General features: G+C 60.0%; 12 protein-coding genes. 7 read left to right on the forward strand and 5 right to left on the reverse strand.

Features of this window, described 5'->3' with window-relative positions; translation table 11 throughout:
* Positions 1 to 25 precede the first annotated feature (25 nt).
* From SSPSH_RS18950 to SSPSH_RS04465, 6 genes are all read left to right on the forward strand, one after another.
* A complete protein-coding gene (locus tag SSPSH_RS18950) occupies positions 26 to 1,231 on the forward strand; it encodes a restriction endonuclease subunit S (protein WP_202962122.1) in 1,206 nt (401 codons plus the stop codon).
* On the forward strand, positions 1,228 to 2,367 hold the full coding sequence (locus tag SSPSH_RS04445; RefSeq protein ID WP_021031415.1) for an XRE family transcriptional regulator: 1,140 nt from the start codon (positions 1,228 to 1,230) through the stop codon (positions 2,365 to 2,367). The genes SSPSH_RS18950 and SSPSH_RS04445 overlap by 4 nt, the downstream gene beginning before the upstream one ends.
* 81 nt (positions 2,368 to 2,448) lie before the next feature.
* Complete coding sequence (locus SSPSH_RS04450; protein WP_006913909.1) at positions 2,449 to 4,212, forward strand: GmrSD restriction endonuclease domain-containing protein; 1,764 nt, start codon at positions 2,449 to 2,451, stop codon at positions 4,210 to 4,212.
* Entirely contained in the window at positions 4,212 to 7,424 is a 3,213-nt protein-coding gene (locus SSPSH_RS04455) for a type I restriction endonuclease subunit R (protein WP_006913910.1), read from the forward strand. Before SSPSH_RS04450 ends, SSPSH_RS04455 begins: the two co-directional genes overlap by 1 nt.
* 24 nt (positions 7,425 to 7,448) lie before the next feature.
* On the forward strand, positions 7,449 to 8,078 hold the full coding sequence (locus tag SSPSH_RS04460) for a hypothetical protein (protein WP_202962123.1): 630 nt from the start codon (positions 7,449 to 7,451) through the stop codon (positions 8,076 to 8,078).
* 1 nt (position 8,079) lies between these two features.
* Positions 8,080 to 8,784: a hypothetical protein gene (locus SSPSH_RS04465; protein WP_006913912.1), complete on the forward strand. Its 705-nt coding sequence runs from the start codon at positions 8,080 to 8,082 to the stop codon at positions 8,782 to 8,784.
* A gap of 166 nt (positions 8,785 to 8,950) precedes the next feature.
* Here the strand turns inward: SSPSH_RS04465 and metE are convergent, their stop codons facing one another.
* Entirely contained in the window at positions 8,951 to 11,224 is a 2,274-nt protein-coding gene (metE, locus tag SSPSH_RS04470; RefSeq protein WP_006913913.1) for a 5-methyltetrahydropteroyltriglutamate--homocysteine S-methyltransferase, read from the reverse strand.
* A 143-nt stretch (positions 11,225 to 11,367) separates the two neighbouring features.
* Between metE and SSPSH_RS04475 the strand changes: the two genes are divergently transcribed.
* A complete protein-coding gene (locus SSPSH_RS04475; protein WP_006913914.1) occupies positions 11,368 to 12,285 on the forward strand; it encodes a LysR family transcriptional regulator in 918 nt (305 codons plus the stop codon).
* Between the two features lie 1,122 nt (positions 12,286 to 13,407).
* Here the strand turns inward: SSPSH_RS04475 and SSPSH_RS04480 are convergent.
* From SSPSH_RS04480 to SSPSH_RS04495, 4 genes are all read right to left on the reverse strand, one after another.
* Entirely contained in the window at positions 13,408 to 13,671 is a 264-nt protein-coding gene (locus SSPSH_RS04480; RefSeq protein ID WP_006913829.1) for a type B 50S ribosomal protein L31, read from the reverse strand.
* 58 nt (positions 13,672 to 13,729) lie between these two features.
* Positions 13,730 to 16,915, reverse strand: a complete 3,186-nt coding sequence (ileS, locus tag SSPSH_RS04485; protein WP_006913828.1) for an isoleucine--tRNA ligase — start codon at positions 16,913 to 16,915, stop codon at positions 13,730 to 13,732.
* An 88-nt stretch (positions 16,916 to 17,003) separates the two neighbouring features.
* Entirely contained in the window at positions 17,004 to 17,282 is a 279-nt protein-coding gene (yidD, locus tag SSPSH_RS04490) for a membrane protein insertion efficiency factor YidD (protein WP_006913827.1), read from the reverse strand.
* 12 nt (positions 17,283 to 17,294) lie between these two features.
* Positions 17,295 to 18,635 (reverse strand): histidine kinase, encoded by a 1,341-nt coding sequence (locus SSPSH_RS04495; RefSeq protein ID WP_161627803.1) that lies wholly within the window; start codon positions 18,633 to 18,635, stop codon positions 17,295 to 17,297.
* Positions 18,636 to 18,637: the final 2 nt, after the last annotated feature.

Here is an 18,637-nt window from a genome sequence, read left to right on the forward strand (position 1 = left end):
TTATTTAGCGAGCGGACCCTACTCGTTGATACGCAGTCAAAACGTATACAACGATCGATTCTCTAAAGATGGACTCGTTTATATTTCGGAGCATCAAGCTGCAGCACTGGCTAACGTCAACGTTGAATGTGGCGACGTGTTGGTGAATATAACTGGCGATAGCGTAGCGCGCGCCTGCCAAGTTAATTCGGAAGTCTTGCCGGCGCGAGTAAACCAGCATGTCGCAATTATTCGGCCTGACCCCGAAGTAATTGATCCCGGTTATTTACGCTACTGGCTCATAACCGAACAGACACAGAATCATTTACTAGCTTTAGCGTCCGCAGGTGCGACTCGTCCGGCGCTCACGAAAGGAATGCTCGAAACGCTTTCGTTCCCAGACGTTAATATCGCTTCACAACGAGCGATTGCCCGTACTCTCGCCGCGCTCGACAATAAGATCGAGCTAAACCGCCAGATGAACGAAACGCTGGAAGCGAGCGCACGGGCGCTGTTTCGCGACTGGTTCGTCGACTTCGGGCCGACGAAAGCCAAGATGGCCGGTGACGCGCCCTATCTTGCCCCTGACCTGTGGTCCCTTTTCCCTCACCGGCTCGACGACAATGGGGTGCCAGAAGGTTGGGCCACCGGAGCCCTCAAAGACACCACAGAGTTGCAAAGTGGCTTCGCGTTTAAAAGTAAAGACTGGCGAGACAGTGGCATACCAGTAATAAAAATTGGCTCGGTAAAACCACAAATGGTAGACATGTCACAAGTCAGTTATGTTGCGAAAGAGATAGCAGAAGCAAGTTCGCGCTTCGAGCTTTGTCCGGGAGATATGGTTGTAGGAATGACGGGATACGTCGGCGAGACTGGCCGCATTCCTCCTACTTCACACCGCCCCTTGCTCAATCAGCGCGTGGGGCGATTTAAGCCCAAAAAACATTTTTCTAGCTATGTTTTTGCTTGCGTCAGAGGAGAACAATTCAAGAACTTCGCCATATCTAAGGCGCATGGGTCAGCGCAACCTAACGTAAGCGCCAAAAGCCTGTTGGAATGCCCAGTGATCATCCCATCTGAAGGTGTTTTAAAAGACTTCGATGCATTAACGTCAAAATATTGGCAGCTGTCGCTAGCCAACATGGCTAACAACCACACACTCGCCCAAACTCGCGACCTTCTTCTCCCCAAACTCATCTCCGGCGAAATCCGCGTCGGCGATGCCGAACAGGCCGTAAGTAAAGCCGTATGAATCGAGCACCCGTGCAACCCGAACTGCTGATCTGGGCGCGTGAGCGTGCGGGGATGGCGTCGGCTGATCTGGCGCATCGCTTTCCAAGGATTGGCGAATGGGAAGCCGGCGAAGTCGCGCCGACACTCAAGCAGTTGCAGTCCTTCGCGAACGCGGTGCATGTGCCGATCGGCTATCTGTTCCTGCCGAAGCCACCGGAAGAGGCACTGCCGATTCCGGACTTTCGTACGATGGATGGCGCGGGTGTTCAACGCCCCAGCCCGGACCTTCTGGACGTGATCTACAGTTGTCAGGAGCGCCAGGGCTGGTATCGCGAGTATGCGCGCGCCCACCGGTTGCCGGACCTCGGTTTCGTCGGCAGTGCGAGTACGGACGATGCGCCGGACACCGTTGCGGCCACCATCGCCGCGACGCTTGGCGTCGACGTTGCGGCACGTGCGGCCTGCCGGAACTGGGAAGAAGCCCGTCGGCAGATGATCGCCCAGGCCGAAGAGGCTGGCGTACTGGTGATGGTCAGCGGCGTGGTGCTATCCAACAACAACCGCAAGCTCGACCCGGGAGAATTCCGTGGCTTTGCCCTGGCCGATACGAGGGCACCGCTGGTGTTCATCAACGGCGCGGATAGCAAATCCGCTCAGATGTTCACACTCGCCCACGAACTGGCGCATCTCTGGCTGGGCGCAACGGCCGTGTCCGACGCAGGGGCCGCGCCCGTGCCGAATGCCCGGCGGGAAGAAGTCTGGTGCAACGCCGTGGCCGCCGAACTGCTGGTACCGCTCGCCGCAATCGAAAGCGACCTAACCACCGACGAGGACTTGCCCGGGCTCACCGCACGACTGACGCGCAAGTACAAGGTGAGCACGCTCGTCATTCTGCGCCGCCTGCTGGATGCGGAGTGGCTCAGCCGTGACGAGTTCGCCCGTGCCTGGGCCGCGGAGCGTGCTCGCCTTCGGCAGTTGGCCGAGCGCAGTGCGAGTGACGGCGGCAATTTCTACTACACCACGCTCACGCGTGTGAGCCGCCGCTTCGCTCGTGCGCTGGTCGAAAGCACGCTGGAAGGCCAGACGCTGTATCGAGACGCGTACCGCATGCTGGGCTCGCATAATGCTGCGATATTTGAGCGACCCACGCAGTAAACGATCAGTTATACGGGCTCCGGCGAAGAGTACCTACGACTATATTTCGATATTAAATTAAGGCTTCGAGGGGAACGCGGGATGAGCGATTTGAAGACATGCTTCAAACGCGTCGATTACGACCTATCGAGTTTGTTGCATTTCATCGATGTCGGCGATATCGGCCTGCCCGATATTCAGCGACCATTTGTATGGAAAAACGCAAAAGTCCGCGATCTATTCGACTCGATGTATCGAGGCTTCCCGGTGGGCTATCTTCTGTTCTGGGAAAACGTCGCCCAGAACGGCTCGAAACAGATCGGCACGGATAATAAGCAACGCGAGGTACCTGCGCGTCTCATCGTCGATGGCCAGCAACGGCTGACTTCACTGTATGCCGTGTTCCGTGGAAAAACCGTACTTGATGCCAATTACGTGGAACGACAGATCGAAATTGCGTTTCGTCCACGCGACGGAAAGTTCGATGTCGCAGACGCTGCAATTCGTCGTGACCCGGAATGGATTCCAAACATTTCGGATTTATGGTGCTCAGGTGCGTCTAGCTGGCGAATGGTCAATAATTTCATCGCTAAACTCGAGGAGAAAACCGCTCTCTCAGAGGAAGACGAAGAGCGTATTGCGCATAACCTAGACCGACTTTTTGACTTACAGAAGTACCCGTTTACAGCCCTTGAGATCGCGCAGTCGGTCGACGAGGAACAGGTCGCCGATATATTCGTACGCATCAACAGTGAAGGGGTAACGCTCAATCAGGCCGACTTCATCCTGACGCTTCTATCCGTTTTCTGGGATGAAGGTCGCGCGCAGCTTGAGCGCTTCTGTAGAGACGCGAGGGTACCCTCCAAAGGTTGGGCGGCCTCGCCGTACAATCATTTCCTCGAACCGGATCCGGATCAGCTACTCCGCGTTGCGGTAGCACTCGCTTTCAATCGCGGTCGACTGAAAAGCGTCTATCAGATCCTGCGCGGCAAGGACCCCGAGACAAACGAATATGACGCCGAGCGCCGCACCCAGCAATTCGAGCGCCTTAAGGTAGCGCAAGAGCAGGTGCTCGATATCACCCACTGGCATCAGTTCTTCAAAGCGCTTATTGGCGCAGGGTTCCGTAGCGGAGAATTGGTGTCTTCAAACAACGCACTGCTTTTTGCTTACGCGTTTTATCTCATCGGAAGGGTTCGGTTCGATATTTCCGAGCACTCCTTACAAAAAGCGATCGGGCGTTGGTTCTTTTTCTCGACGCTGACTGGCCGCTACACGAGTTCACCGGAAACCGTTATGGATGGCGACCTGGCTCGAATTCGGAGTTTGCAAACGGGCGACGCGTTCGTCAGTTGGCTTGACTCAGAGATGGCGAGCGTCCTCACCAACGATTTTTGGCAAATCACATTGCCAACAGAGTTTGATAGCTCATCAGCGCGCAACCCGCAGCTATTCGCATTCTTCGCCGCACAGAGCAGACTCGGCGCGCCGGCATTATTCTCGGACCGAAGCGTAGCCGATATGCTCGATCCGACAGTAAAAGCGAAGAAAAAAGCTCTGGAGCGCCACCATCTCTTTCCTAAAGCCTGGCTAGAAGCACAAGGTGTTGTTGATCAGCGAACGCGTAATCAGATGGCTAACTATGCGCTGGTTGAATGGCCCGACAACATCGATATCAGCAATAAGGCACCCGATGTTTATGTGCCCGAGATCCGGTCTCGGTTCGACGAAAATGACTGGCAACGCATGCTGTATCTCCACGCCCTTCCGCATGGTTGGGAAAACATGGCATACGACCAATTTCTTGATAAGCGGCGCGAGGCCATGGCGCAAATCGTGCGAGAAGGATTTGAGAAACTCAGCTAATGACTGGACTCTCCGAATCCCACGTCGAAGAAGCCGCGCTCGAATGGCTAGAGGCGCTGGGCTGGACAGTCACTGCCGGCATCGACGCCGCACCGGATGGCAACGCACCGCTGCGCGCCGCCTATGTGGACGTGATTCTGGAAGATCGCCTGCGTGCGGCGATCGCCCGATTGAACCCGCACTTGCCGGCCGAACCGCGCGACGAGGCATTGCGGCGTGTACTGGCCAGCGAAACGCCGGCACTCGTCGAGGAGAACCGGCGGCTGCATAAATATCTCGTGGACGGCGTTCCGGTGGAATTTCACGATGGCGAATCGGTGCGTGGCGATTCGGTTGCGCTCGCCGATTTCGACGCGATCGAGAACAACGACTGGTCGGCGGTCAACCAGTTTACGGTGGTCGAGAACGGGCATACGCGCCGGCCGGATATCGTGCTGTTCGTCAACGGTCTCCCGCTGGGCGTGGTCGAGCTGAAAAACCCCGGCAGCGAAAATGCCACGCTGCATTCGGCCTATAACCAGGTGCAAAACTACAAGGCACAAATTCCCTCGCTGTTTCGCACCAATGCGCTGCTGGTGACCTCGGATGGCATCAAGGCACGGGTGGGCTCGCTCACGGCGGATGAAGAACGCTTCATGCCCTGGCGTTCGACCGATGGCGACACCATCGCACCCGCCGGCGATCCGCAGCTGGAGACTCTGTTAAACGGCGTATTCGATCGCGCCACACTGCTGCGCTTAATACGCGATTTCACCGTCTTCGCCAACAACGGGCGCGATATCGCCAAGATCGTAGCTGGTTATCATCAATTCTATGCCGCACAGAACGCGCTCGCGGCAACGCTGCATGCCCTGCCCTATGCCGGCGCCCGAGCCTCGAGCACGACATCGGCCGTGGCCGAAGACCCGCGCCAATACGGCCTGAAAAGCGCTCGGGATCATAGCGCGGGCGACAAACGCATTGGCGTGATCTGGCATACGCAGGGTTCGGGCAAGAGCCTGCTCATGGCGTTCTACGCAGGCTTGCTGGTGCGCGAGCCAAGGCTCGAAAATCCCACCATCGTCGTGCTGACCGATCGCAACGATCTGGACGACCAGCTTTTCGGCACCTTTGCCAGTTGTCGCGACCTGATCCGCCAGACGCCGGTGCAGGCCGAAAGCCGCGACGACCTGCGCGCCCAGCTTGATCGCGCGTCAGGCGGGGTGATCTTCACCACGATTCAGAAGTTCGCGGCCACGGACGAAGACCACGCCGCGTCGGTCAGTGAACGCGAGAACATTGTGGTGATCGCCGACGAGGCGCATCGCTCCCAGTACGGCTTCAAGGCGCGTATCGACAAGAATACGGGCCAACTCAGCTATGGCCACGCGAAGTATCTGCGCGATGCGTTGCCCAACGCCTCGTTCATCGGCTTTACCGGCACGCCAATCGAACAGGACGACGTCAACACGCCGGCCGTGTTCGGCCATTACGTGGATATCTACGACATCAGCCGTGCGGTCGAAGACGGCGCCACGGTGCCGATCTATTACGAAAGCCGACTGGCGCGCATTGAGCTATCCGACGAGGCGCTGCCCGAAATCGACAGCGAAATCGACGCGCTGACCGAAGACGAAGACGCCACTGAACAGGAAAAACTCAAGGCGCGCTGGGCGGCCACCGAGCGACTGGTGGGCTCGAAGAAGCGGCTGGCGATGGTGGCTGCCGATCTGGTCGAACATCTGGAACGCCGTATCGAAGCGCTGGACGGCCGGGCGATGGCGATCTGCATGAGCCGACGCATTTGTGTGGCGCTCTACGACGAAATTATCGCGCAACGGCCGAACTGGCATTCGCAGGATGATGCCGCGGGTGCCGTGAAGATCGTGATGACCGGCAGCGCCTCGGACCCGGAAAGCTGGCAGCCGCATATCGGCGGCAAAGCCCGCCGTGACGCCTTGGCAAAACGAGCCAAGGCGCCGGACGACCCGCTCAAACTCGTAATCGTTTGTGACATGTGGCTGACCGGTTTCGACGCCCCGCCGATGCACACCCTGTATATCGACAAACCCATGCGCGGGCATGGGTTGATGCAGGCCATTGCACGCGTGAACCGTGTTTTCCGGGACAAGGAAGCCGGGCTTGTGGTGGACTACATCGGCATCGCCCAGAACCTGAAAGCCGCGCTCGGCGTTTATTCGCCGTCCGACCAGGCCCAGACCGGCATCGACAAAAAATTGGCCATCCGGCTGATGCTGGAGAAGTTCGACATCGTGCAATCCATGTTCGATGGCTTCGATTGCACGCCAGGTGTATCGGGGACGCCGGGCCAGCGCCTGAAATGTCTGGCGAACGCGATTCAGTGGATACTCGAACGCCAGCATGCCGAGGCCCAGCGCCAGGAAACGGATGACGCCAAAAAAGCTGCGCGAAGACGTTTTCAGGACGCAGTGCTTGCACTGAGTAAGGCGTTCGCATTGGCCGCTGCGAGCGACGAGGCCAGGGCGATACGCGACGAAGTGGCGTCCTACCAGACTGTACGCGCCGCATTGGTCAAAAGTAGCGCGCGGAACATTTCGAAGCGCGAGCGCGAGTTCGCGGTGCAGCAACTTATCGACCGCGCCGTGGTATCGACCGATATCGTGGATATCCTCAAAGCCGCGGGGATGAAAAGTCCGGATATTTCCATTCTTTCGGACGAGTTTTTGGCCGAGATCAAGGACAGCCAGCGCCCCAATCTCGCTCTGGAAGCGCTGAAAAAACTGCTCAACGATCGTATCCGTGCCCGCTCGCAGGCGCATATGGTGGAAAGCCGCAAATATTCCGAACGGCTGGCCGATGCAATTGCCCGCTATCACGCCAATGCGATCAGCACGCTCGAGGTCATTCAGGAGCTGATTGATCTCGCGAAGGACATGCAGGCGCGAATATTGGCCGGCGAGCAGGAAGGGCTGTCCTCCGAAGAAATTGCGTTCTATCGCGCCTTGGCCGAAAACGAGAGCGCGGTGGATGTAATGGGCGATGCCAACCTCAAGGTGATTGCGGCAGAGCTGGTGAACCAACTGCGCGCGAACGCGACCGTGGACTGGGCGCACCGTGAATCGGCGCGAGCGCGCATGCGTGTGCTCGTCAAACGCACCTTGCGCAGATATGGTTACCCCCCCGATCTCCAAGACGCTGCAGTGCGTACAGTCATCGAACAGGCGGAGCGGCTTGCCGCTGGATGGCAATAGCCTCGGCAAATATAGCCTGGGACCGTGGGTCTTCATTGTAGTCAGCTTTGCATCGCGGCGAGCTCTGCTTGCGAGGTCAATAAATTATCGACTATATTCGTAATTCGCGAATCGCGAATTACGAATATGATATTAAAACCACAAGATGTTTTGATCACGCTCAAGCTGGTCGCCTCGGGCAAAGCCATCCAATGGCGTTTCAACGATCTCGCAATCGAACTGGATATGAGCGTGTCCGAGACCCACGCGGGCGTGAAGCGCGCTCAACGGGCTGGCTTGGTACACGTTTTTGACGGTCGACTGCAGGTCAGCCTTCGTGCGCTTGAGGAATTTCTCCTACACGGTTTGCGCTATGTATTCGTGCCAGACCGCGGCGAAATAACACGCGGGCTGCCGACCGCGCACGCCGCACGGCCGATCGCCTCGCACGTCGTGACAAATGAAGAACCGCCGCCCGTATGGCCCTCTAGCGAGGGTCCCGTGCGTGGCTTGGCCTTCTCCCCGCTATACAAGTCTGCGCCGCAGGCGGCGCTTCGGGACGCAACACTTTACGAATTACTGGTGATCGTCGATACGCTGCGCGGTGGGCGCGCGCGCGAACGAAAGATCGCCGCCTCCGAATTGAGCCGGCGCCTGGCCGACTACGAGCGATAACATGCATCCCAACCGACGTATCCTTGAAGAAACCGTCCTGCATCTTGGCCCTTTGGCCGACGACATGGTTTTCCTCGGCGGTTGTGCGACCAATCTTCTAATCACCGATCCAGCTGCGGCGGACGTACGCCAAACTTTCGATGTCGATGTGATTACCGAAGTGGCGGGCTACCTGGAGTACCACTCATTGGGTGAAAAGCTTCGCGTGCAGGGCTTTCGCGAAGATCCCGGCGACGGCGAGACCGCAGTCATATGCCGTTGGCGGCGTGGCCCGCTAATCCTTGATGTCATGCCCACCGACGAACAGGTTTTAGGCTTCGGCAACCAATGGTATGCACCAGCTGCTCACGCCGCGATGCCCTATGCGCTGACGCCGGATCGCACAATACGGCTTATCGCACCTGCTCATTTCCTGGCAACCAAACTGGAAGCATTTGATGGACGCGGCGAGGGCGATTTCCTGGCAAGCCACGATATCGAGGATATTGTGTCTGTGCTCGACGGCCGGTCAACACTACCTACGGAAGTCGCGACCGCCGATCTGTCTCTTCGCCGCTACCTAGCCGAGCGCTTCTACGCGCTCCTCGAAACGCCGGACTTCATCGCGGCAACAGCCGGGCATTTACCACCCGATTCCACGAACCAAGAACGCGTAGCGCTTGTCATCCAGCGTATGCGCGATCTAGTGGAGGCGGGGAACGCGTAATGGCCATTCCGTGGCGACAACATACGCTTGAAGCTTTACCGGCAGACGACGTCCTCGACGCCAGGCCTCCACGGTGCTAGCCGCCCCCACCCTAAAAACCGCCCCGGCGAACCGGGGCGGGGGCCACTACGGCTGACCAAGGCCGCAGCGACGGGGAAAATCTTATTCAGGCGGCCTTGGCGCGCAGTTCGCGGGCGGCATCGACCATATGCTCGAGCGCGGGCCGCACTTCGGCCCAGCCGCGGGTCTTGAGGCCGCAATCGGGGTTCACCCAGATACGCTCGGGCGGTAGCACTTCGGTCGCTTTTTCCAGCAGCGCGATCATCTCGGCCTTGGCCGGCACGCGCGGGCTGTGAATGTCGTACACGCCGGGGCCGATCTCGTTCGGGTACTGGAATTTCACGAAGGCATCGAGCAGCTCCATCTGCGAGCGCGAGGTTTCGATCGAAATACAGTCGGCGTCCATCGCCGCGATCGCCTCGATGATGTCGTTGAACTCCGAATAGCACATATGGGTATGCACCTGGGTGTCGTCGGCGACCCCGCCTGCGGTCAGGCGAAAGCTCGCGCTCGCCCAGTCCAGATACTCGGCCCAGTCGGAGCGGCGTAGCGGCAGGCCTTCACGAAAAGCGGCCTCGTCGACCTGGATGGCGGCCAGTCCGGCGGCTTCCAGGTCGCAGACTTCGTCGCGAATGGCCAGGGCCACCTGTTTGACCGTTTCGGATCGCGGCTGGTCGTCGCGCACGAACGCCCACTGCACCATGGTGACCGGGCCGGTGAGCATGCCTTTCATGGGTTTGTCGGTGAGCGACTGGGCATATTGCGACCATTTCACGGTCATGGGTTCGGGCCGCGACACATCCCCGAAGATGATCGGCGGCTTCACATAGCGCGAGCCATAGCTTTGTACCCAGCCGAACTTGGTGAAGGCATAGCCGGCGAGCTTTTCGCCGAAATATTCCACCATGTCGTTACGCTCGAATTCGCCGTGCACGAGCATGTCGAACCCCATGGCCTCCTGCATTTGCACGGCCTCGGCGATCTGCTTTTTGAGAAAGGCATCGTATTGGGCATCCGTCAGATCACCGCGTTTGTGGGCCGCGCGCTGTTTGCGCACTTCGGCGGTCTGTGGAAACGAGCCGATCGTGGTGGTCGGAAAAGCCGGCAGGTCGAGCTTGGCCTGCTGCTTCGTGGCCCGTTCGGGATAGGCGGAAAAACGTTTGTAGTCGGCCTCACTCACGCCGGACACCCGACTTTTGACCGCGCTGTCGTGAATACGCGCGGAGTTGGCGCGATCGGCCATCGCAGCGCCATTGGCGGCCAGCATTTCCTTGTCGAGGTCGTTGTCCATGGCCCGCGCCAGGAACACGATTTCGTCGAGCTTTTCTTCCGCAAAGGCCAGCCAGTTAAGAAACTCGTCGTCGAGCTTGCGTTCGCTGCGCAGCGTGACCGGGCAGTGCAGCAGGGAGCAACTCGGGGCTACGATCAAACGTTCGCTGCCCAGCTCGCCCAGCACGGGTTGCAGCGTGTCGATCGCCCGTGTGAGATCGGTTTTCCAGATATTACGGCCGTCGACGATGCCGACCGAGAGCTGCTTGTCGTCGGACAAACGCGTTGCCACCGCCTCGATTTCTTCGCGAGCGCGTACGCCATCGATATGCAGGGCGGCGACCGGCAGCGAAGTAAACAGCTCACGGTTGTCGGCCAGCGCACCGAAATAGTTGGCCACCATGATCTTGATGCCCCGCACACCGGCCAGGGCGTCGTAGGCCTTGCGAATGACTTCGCGTTGGACGTCGTCCAGATCCAGCGAGAATATCGGCTCGTCGATCTGCAGCCATTCGGCACCCTGCGCGGCTAGCCGTTCGGCGATCTGGACATAAACCTTAATCAGCTCGTCGGCCAGATCGAACTTGTTCAAATCCGAGCCGTCTGTGACCTTGCCGAGGGTCAGATACGTCCCCGGACCCACGATCACCGGCTTGGTGATAATCCCCTGGGCCTTGGCTTCTTCGAACTCGTCGAAGATTTTCGTGCCGACCAGCGCGAACGCCGTGTCGCGCGTGAATTCCGGCACGATGTAGTGGTAGTTGGTATCGAACCACTTGGTCATTTCGCAGGCGATGGCTGTATCGGTGCCGCGGGCCATGTCGAAGGCCACATCGATGTTCATGTCGCCGCCGTTCCAGCCGAAGCGTTCGGGCACGTTGCCAATCAGGCAGGACAGCCCCAGCACCTGATCGTAGAAAGAGAAATCGTTCGACGGGATCAAGTCGATGCCGGCGGCCTGCTGCTTGGCCCAGTTGGCGCGACGCAGCTCGGCCCCGGTGGCTTCCAGCCCGGCGTAATCCAGATCGCCTTTCCAGTAGGCCTCGGTGGCCTTCTTGAGTTCGCGGCGTTCGCCGATACGCGGGAAACCGAGGTTCTGGGAAATCGTCATGGTCGCTCCGATTGGGTGTGGGCAGGCTTACGACAACACGCAGGCTGCACACAGGGATTCGAGGCCGGAAACTCTATAGCGCCTTTTCGATGAATAAAATTGGTATATTTGCATTAACCAATTCATTTAATTCATATAATGCAATGATCGAGCGTATTCACCTGAGCATTCTTCGAGCGATCGACCGGGAAGGGTCGCTTACCGCGGCCGCCCGGACCCTGCACTTGAGCCAATCCGCCCTGAGTCATGCGATCCGCAAGCTCGAACGGCGCTCGGGTACCGCGATCTGGAGCCGGGAGGGTCGGCGGGTGCGGCTTACCGCCGCCGGCGAACACCTGCTGGCCGCCGCCAACCGGCTATTGCCCCAACTCGAACGGGTAGACGACATGCTGGCCGACTATGCCAGCGGCACGTATGGCTCGCTGCGTATCGGTATGGAATGCCACCCCTGCTATCGCTGGCTGCTCAAGGTGGTCGAGCCCTATCTGAGCGTGTGGCCGGGGGTGGATGTCGACGTGGTCCAGCAGTTCCAGTTCGGCGGCATGGCCGCTCTGTTCAACCACGAGATCGATATCCTGGTCACGCCCGACCCGCTCAAGAAGAAAGGCGTGCAGTTCGAGCCGGTGTTCGACTACGAGCAGGTGCTGGCCGTTTCGGCCGATCATCCGCTGGCGTCGCACGACGCGGTACAGGCCGAAGATCTGGCCGGGGAGACGTTGCTGTCCTATCCCGTCGACCCGAGCCGGCTGGATGTGTACGTATCGCTGCTCACCCCGGCCGGCGTTACGCCGCATCGCCACAAGACGGTCGAGTCGACTGACATCATGCTGCAGATGGTGGCCGCCAGGCGTGGCGTGGCGGCCCTGCCGCGCTGGCTGATCGAGGAATACCAACCCCAGCTTGCGATCGTTGCGCGGCCACTGGGCGATTCCGGCATTGCCAAGCAGATTCATCTGGGCGTTCGGCGTGGTGATCGCGGACTGCCGGCACTCGAGGGGTTTCTTGAGCTTGCCGCTGCGCACAGGGGAGGGTTTGATTGGGGGGCCGCCCTAAAGAGCTAAACCTTCGGCCCTCGACGCGAATTAAAGAAGGGAAAGGTTCGAGCTATCGGGCTTTCGGCGCTCACGAGTTCGTCGGACCTTTGGTTTCGCACTGCTGTGCGAAAACCCAAGCCAAAATTCACCTGCTCGGTTCATCCAGGAAACGAGCGGTTCGAGCCATAAGCCTTTCAGCACTCACGAGTTTATCGAACCCCTGGTTTCGCACTGCTGTGCGACTCCCTTTCGTTTGCTCGTCCAAACGAAAGGAAGCAAAGGAAAAGACGCCCGGGTTGCGCGTCGGCGCGAAGCGCGCCGAACCACTGCGATGCGCGGGCCGAAGGGTGCGGCCCTAGTCAATCAATATGGCTCGGATCGCTTTGGCGATCCTCAGACAGCCTGGCCACACCGGCGCTGTGCGCCGGAAACCCTTCGGCCCTGTGCTTCTCGTTCGCTTCACACGGGGCCGGAATACAGCAGGTAGCCCATAGCCGTGAGTCGGTGCAGCTACATACCGGAACCGAGGCCGTTGGCTGCGTTCTTGTCGGCTTACGCTTCGCTAGGCGACCTACACAAATCGTGACCTTGAGCGAGCGCCAGCGAGCTTGCCTGTATTCGGCCCCTTGGGCGTAGCGCCGAGCAGCACGAATCGTGAGCGGAATAAGACGGCCGGATGTTTGAGCGCAGCGAGTTTCCGGCCGGCCCGCTCGCGATTCGTGATGGGAGGGAACCGATGCGTAGCATCGGCGCAAGACAGGGTGTCCTTTGCTTTGGTTACTTTCATTTGGACAAGCAAATGAAAGTCACTCGCGCTGCAGCGCGAAACCCCAAGCCGAAATTCACCCGTGCAGTTGATTCAGACAGCGAACGATTTGAGCCACACGTCTTTCAATACTCACGAGTTTATCGAACCCTCGGTTTCGCACTGCTGTGCGACTCCCTTTCGTTTGCTCGTCCAAACGAAAGGAAGCAAAGGAAAACACGCCCGGGTGGGGGCCATGCGTTGACACAACCCAGGCCACCCAAGTGGCCATCTAAAAACGCGAATGGCGGACACGCAAAAGCCGGCCGGCGTATTTCACGCCGGCCGGCTTGAATGCATCACGCGCCGCGCCCGAATGCGATCGAACGCGGGGGCCAGAAGCCTTACTGCTTCTTGGCGCCCTTCATCATGCCAAAGCGGCGGTTGAAGCGCTCGACCTTGCCGGTCGTGTCCATGATGTTCTGCTTGCCGGTATAGAACGGGTGCGTCGCACTCGTGACTTCCAGCTTCACGAGCGGGTACTCGTTGCCATCTTCCCATTCGATGGTTTCGTTGGACTCGATGGTCGAGCGCGTGAGAAACGCGAAATCGCCGCCCATATCCTTGAATACGACGGGGCGATAGTTGGGGTGGATGTCTTTCTGCATGGCCTGCTGTCTCGACTGTCGATCGTTAAAAAGTAAAACCGTTGCGATTCGCGCGTTGTTAAACGCGCGCCAGGGCTAGCGTGATCTGCGCGCCGTCGATATCGAAGGCCTGTTCGACCTCGCCCGACGGCTGCGCGTTCGGTTCGTACGCTTCGGCCAGGGTTTCACGTGCGATCACCGTCCTGTGGCTTTCGATCGCCTTCGCCAGTTCGTCGTCGGCGCGATATTGCACGCGAATCCGATCGGCGACATGAAAATCAGCCTGTTTGCGCAACCGCTGTACGCGATTGATCACTTCGCGCGCCAGCCCGCGTTCGCGTAGTGAATCCGTCAGTGTACTATCAAGTGCGACCGTAACGCCATCTTCTCGCCCAACGAGCCAGCCTTCCACGCCTTCGGCGGATACCAGCAGGTCGCCTTCGCCGAGTTCGATGTCTTCGCCGTCGGCGGTAACGATGAGCCGCATATCGCGCATATAGCGGGCAATGGCCTCGTCGTCGAGCGCCGCGACCGCGCCGGCAACCGCCTTCATCTTCTTGCCCAGACGCTTGCCCAGGGTCTTGAAGTTGGGCTTGGCGCTGCGCTTGACCAGGTCACCCTCGCCGGCCACGAATTCGATGGCATCGACGTTGATCTCGTCGCGCACGATGGCGGCAATGGCATCGACATCGGCGCGTGCTACGTCGGCTTCTTCCACCACCAGAATACGCGCCAGCGGCTGGCGCACATTCAACCCGGCTTCGTTACGCAAGGCGAGTGCGTTGGCCACGATCGCGCGTGCCAGCGCCATGCGCCGTTCCAGGTCGGCATCGATGAGCGCGGCGTCGGCGGCGGGGAAATCAGCCAGATGGACCGAGGCGCGGGCGCCGCTTTCGTTGACCAGCTGGCCGTAGAGCCAGTCGGCAAAGAAGGGCGCAATCGGCGCCATCATGGCTGCGACATCGCGCAGACAGGTCAGCGTGGTGTGATAGGCCGCGCGCTTGTCCGCAACTTCCGCTTCACTGGCATCGCCACCGGCATCGGCGCGCGCGCCGGCCCAGAAACGGGCCCGCGAACGGCGGATATACCAGTTCGACAAGGCATCGATAAAACGCTCGACCGCACGTGCCGCACGCGTGGGGTTGTATTCGTCCAGCGCGGCCGAGGCTTCGGCAGCCGTGGATTGCAGCCGGGAAAGAATCCAGCGATCCAGTTCGGGACGCTCTGCCACGGCCGGTGCCGGCGTATCGGCGGTGAAACCGTCGATATTGGCGTAGGTGGCAAAGAACGAATAGACGTTTTCCAGCGTACCGAACACCTTGGTGCGTGTTTCGCGCAGACCACGATCGGCGTATTTGGTGTTATCCCACGGCGGGCTGTTGGCCAGCATGTACCAACGGATGACGTCGGCGCCGTGTTCATCCAGGGCTTCGAACGGGTCGACCGTATTGCCCTTCGACTTGGACATCTTCTCGCCGTTGGCATCCAGCAGCAGGCCGTTGACGACCACGTTCTTGTAGGCCGGCGAGTCCTTGATGAGCGTGCCGATGGCATGCAGCGAATAGAACCAGCCACGGGTCTGATCGACGCCTTCGCAGATGAAATCGGCGGGGAAGTTGGCTTCGAAGCGCTCCTGGTTTTCGAACGGGTAATGCCACTGGGCGAACGGCATGGCGCCCGAGTCGAACCAGACGTCGATGATTTCCGGAACACGGCGCATGGTGCCGCCGTCTTCGGCTGTCCAGGTGATGGCATCGACCTGCGGCTTGTGCAGATCCAGGGTGTCGTCGTCGGCGACCTGATCGCCCGCGTACTCGCGCAGCTCGGCGATGGAGCCGATGACCACGATCTCGTCCGGGTTGTTGTCGTTGACCCAAATGGGCAGCGGCGTGCCCCAGAAGCGATGCCGGGACAGCGCCCAGTCGACGTTGTTTTCCAGCCAGTCGCCGAAGCGACCGGTGCCGACATGGGCCGGGAACCAGTTGATACGGTCGTTGTAGGCGACCAGCTTGTCCTTGTTCTGCTGGGTGGCGACGAACCAGGACTCGACCGGGTAGTTCATCAAGGGGGTGCCCTTGCGCCAGTCGTGCGGGTAGTTGTGCACGGTCACCTGTTGCGAGAACAGCAGGCCGCGATCCTTGAGATCGCGTGCGACCGGCTTGTCGGCGTCCTTGAACCACAGCCCGCCGACCAACGGGAAGTCGGCCTGAAAATGGCCATTGCGCTCGATCGGGTTGAATACCGGCATGCCTTCAGCCGACGTCACACGGAAATCGTCCGCACCGAAGGCCGGGGCTTCGTGGGCAATGCCGGTGCCGTCGTCGGTGGTGATGAAATCGGCCGCGATCACGCGCCAGGCCTGATCGGCCTCGGGATGATCGGCAAAACAGTCGTAGGGGGGCTTGTAGCGCTTGCCGATGAGGGCATCGGCGCCAAAGGTTTCGAGGATTTCGGCGTTCTCGCCCAGCGTGGCGGCCACACAGGCCTTGGCCACGATGTAGACCGAGCCGTCTTCGGCGCGTGCCTTGGCATATTCGATATTCGGGCCGACCGCGAGGGCTACGTTCGAGGGCATGGTCCAGGGCGTGGTGGTCCACGCGAGTATCGCCACGTCCGGCTCGTCTTCGAGGAAGAACTTCACCGTGATCGACGGATCTTGTACTTCCTTGTAGCCGAGGCTGACCTCGTGCGAGGACAGCACCGTGCCCGAGCCCGGTGAATACCAGTGAATCTTGTGGCCCTTGTAGAGCAGACCCTGCTCGTGGAGCTGCTTGAGCAGCCACCAGACCGATTCGATATATTCGTTGGAGAAGGTGACGTAGGGCGCATCCAGATCGGCCCAGAAGCCGATCCGCCGGGTCAGATCGTCCCACTGGGTCTTGTAGCGCAGCACCGATTCGCGACAGGCCGCATTGTATTCGGCGATGCCGTAGTTCTCGATATCCTCGCGCGACTTCAGGCCCAGTTCCTTCTCGACCTCGATCTCGACCGGCAGGCCGTGGGTATCCCAGCCGGCCTTGCGATCGACCCGATAGCCGCACATCGTCTTGTAGCGACAGAAGGTGTCCTTGATCGTGCGCCCGAGCACATGATGAATACCCGGCCGGCCGTTGGCCGTGGGCGGGCCTTCATAGAAGGTGAAGGTCGGGCCATCGGCACGCGCGGCGGTGCTGGCCTCGAATACCTCCTCCTGATCCCACCAGCGGCGGATATCGCCGTCCAGTGCAGACAGGTCAAGCGGCTTGTGTTCGGTGAAACCGGTCATGGGCGTGACGTCGATCCAGGCAGGCGTGGCAATCAAAGCGCGACATCATAAACCCTGCGTGCGCCCCACGCATCGGGCTCGGGCTTTGTCAACGCTTGTCGCGAGCCGGTGGCACCGGGTCGAAACCGCCTTCGCGCAGCGGATGACAGCGCGTGATGCGTCGAAACGCCAGCCAAGAGCCGCGAATCGGCCCGTGTACTTGCAGCGCTTCCAGCGCATAGGCCGAACAACTGGGCATGTAGCGACAGCGCGGGCCCAGCAGGGGCGAGAGCGTATAGCGATATATCACGATCGGCAGCTGCAATAGCCGGACGAACAACCAGCGTATGGCCGCACGAATCGATGTCATAGCGCTCTGCTGTGTCATGGCGTATCCAGTCTAGCGTGCGTCGATCTCTGCCGGCGACGCGACCAGCGGTACGAACAGCGACAACGTCACGCCGCGACCAGCGTTTCGCAACAATCTGAAGCGTCCGCCGAGCGCAGCGACGCGTTCCTGCAGCCCCGTCAGCCCCAGCCCGAGCGGCGTGTCTTCGCCCATGCCACGACCATCGTCCACAACCTCGATCGCCAGACCGCGATCGCCCCCCGCACCGACCACCTGCAGGCTTATCTGCACGCATCGCGCCTGGGCATGGCGCGCGACATTGGTCAGACATTCCTGTACAGCGCGATAGACCGTCACGCGCACGGCGTCATCCAGATCGTCGTCCAGCCCGTCCATATCGAGCTGCCAGTCGATCTCGGGCAGACGGGTTTGCCAGTCCTCGACCAGATAAGACAACGAATCGCGCAGGCCGAAGTCGTCGAGCACGGCCGGGCGCAGGCGATTGAGCAAACGCTTGATACGCTGCTGAAGCAGGCCCACATGCGCCTGAATCGCGGTCACACGCTGCAGGGCACTGTCCTTGTCGTCGCGCCCGAGCGCCCAGGTGATCGCCTGCACATCACTGCGAATGCCAAACAGATAGGGCGCCATCTCGTCATGCAACTCGCGCGCGATCGCACGGCGTTCTTCTTCCTGCATGCCGACCAGTTTCTGGGTGAGCAGCCGCCGCTGTCGGGTGGCATCGCGCAACACAGCCACTACATGATTGAACTTGACCTGCGTATCCGCGAGTTCGGCCACGGCCGGGCCACAGACCGGCGCACTGAAGTCCCCTGCTTCGAGGCGCTCGAAACCGGCATGCAGATCGCGCAATGGCTTGAGTCCGAACCATAGTCCCAGATAGGTCAGCACACAGACACTCGCGAGAATCCAGACCGCGAGCCAGAACAGATCGAAGACATCGCGCCACACCTCGGCGATTTCGTCTTCGATGCGGGCAGTAATACGGATACGCCCGAGGTCGCTGCCGCTGGCAAAAAGAATGGTGGCGAATTCATGGGTCGGCGGCACGATGAGCCGCTCGAACCAGTCCGGCGCAGGATCCGCTGGCATGGTGGGTGTGAGCGTGTGCCATTGGCCCGCGTCCGTTTCGATCTCGACCTGGACATGGCGCAAATCCTCGAACGCACGAGACAAGACCGCCAGCGCATCCGATGTGCGCGGACCGCTCAGATCGGCCATGAGAAAGCCGACCAGGCGCTGACTGAAATCCAGATTGGCCTGGATCTCCTCGACCGTGGCCTGGCGTGCGTTATGCAGAATAATGGCTGCGCCGCCCACCAGGCCCAGGCCCAGAATGCCGACAACGATCGCCAGAAGTCGTCCTTTCAAGG

Origin of the sequence: Salinisphaera shabanensis E1L3A, from assembly GCF_000215955.2 — a bacterium.
GTDB lineage: Bacteria > Pseudomonadota > Gammaproteobacteria > Nevskiales > Salinisphaeraceae > Salinisphaera > Salinisphaera shabanensis.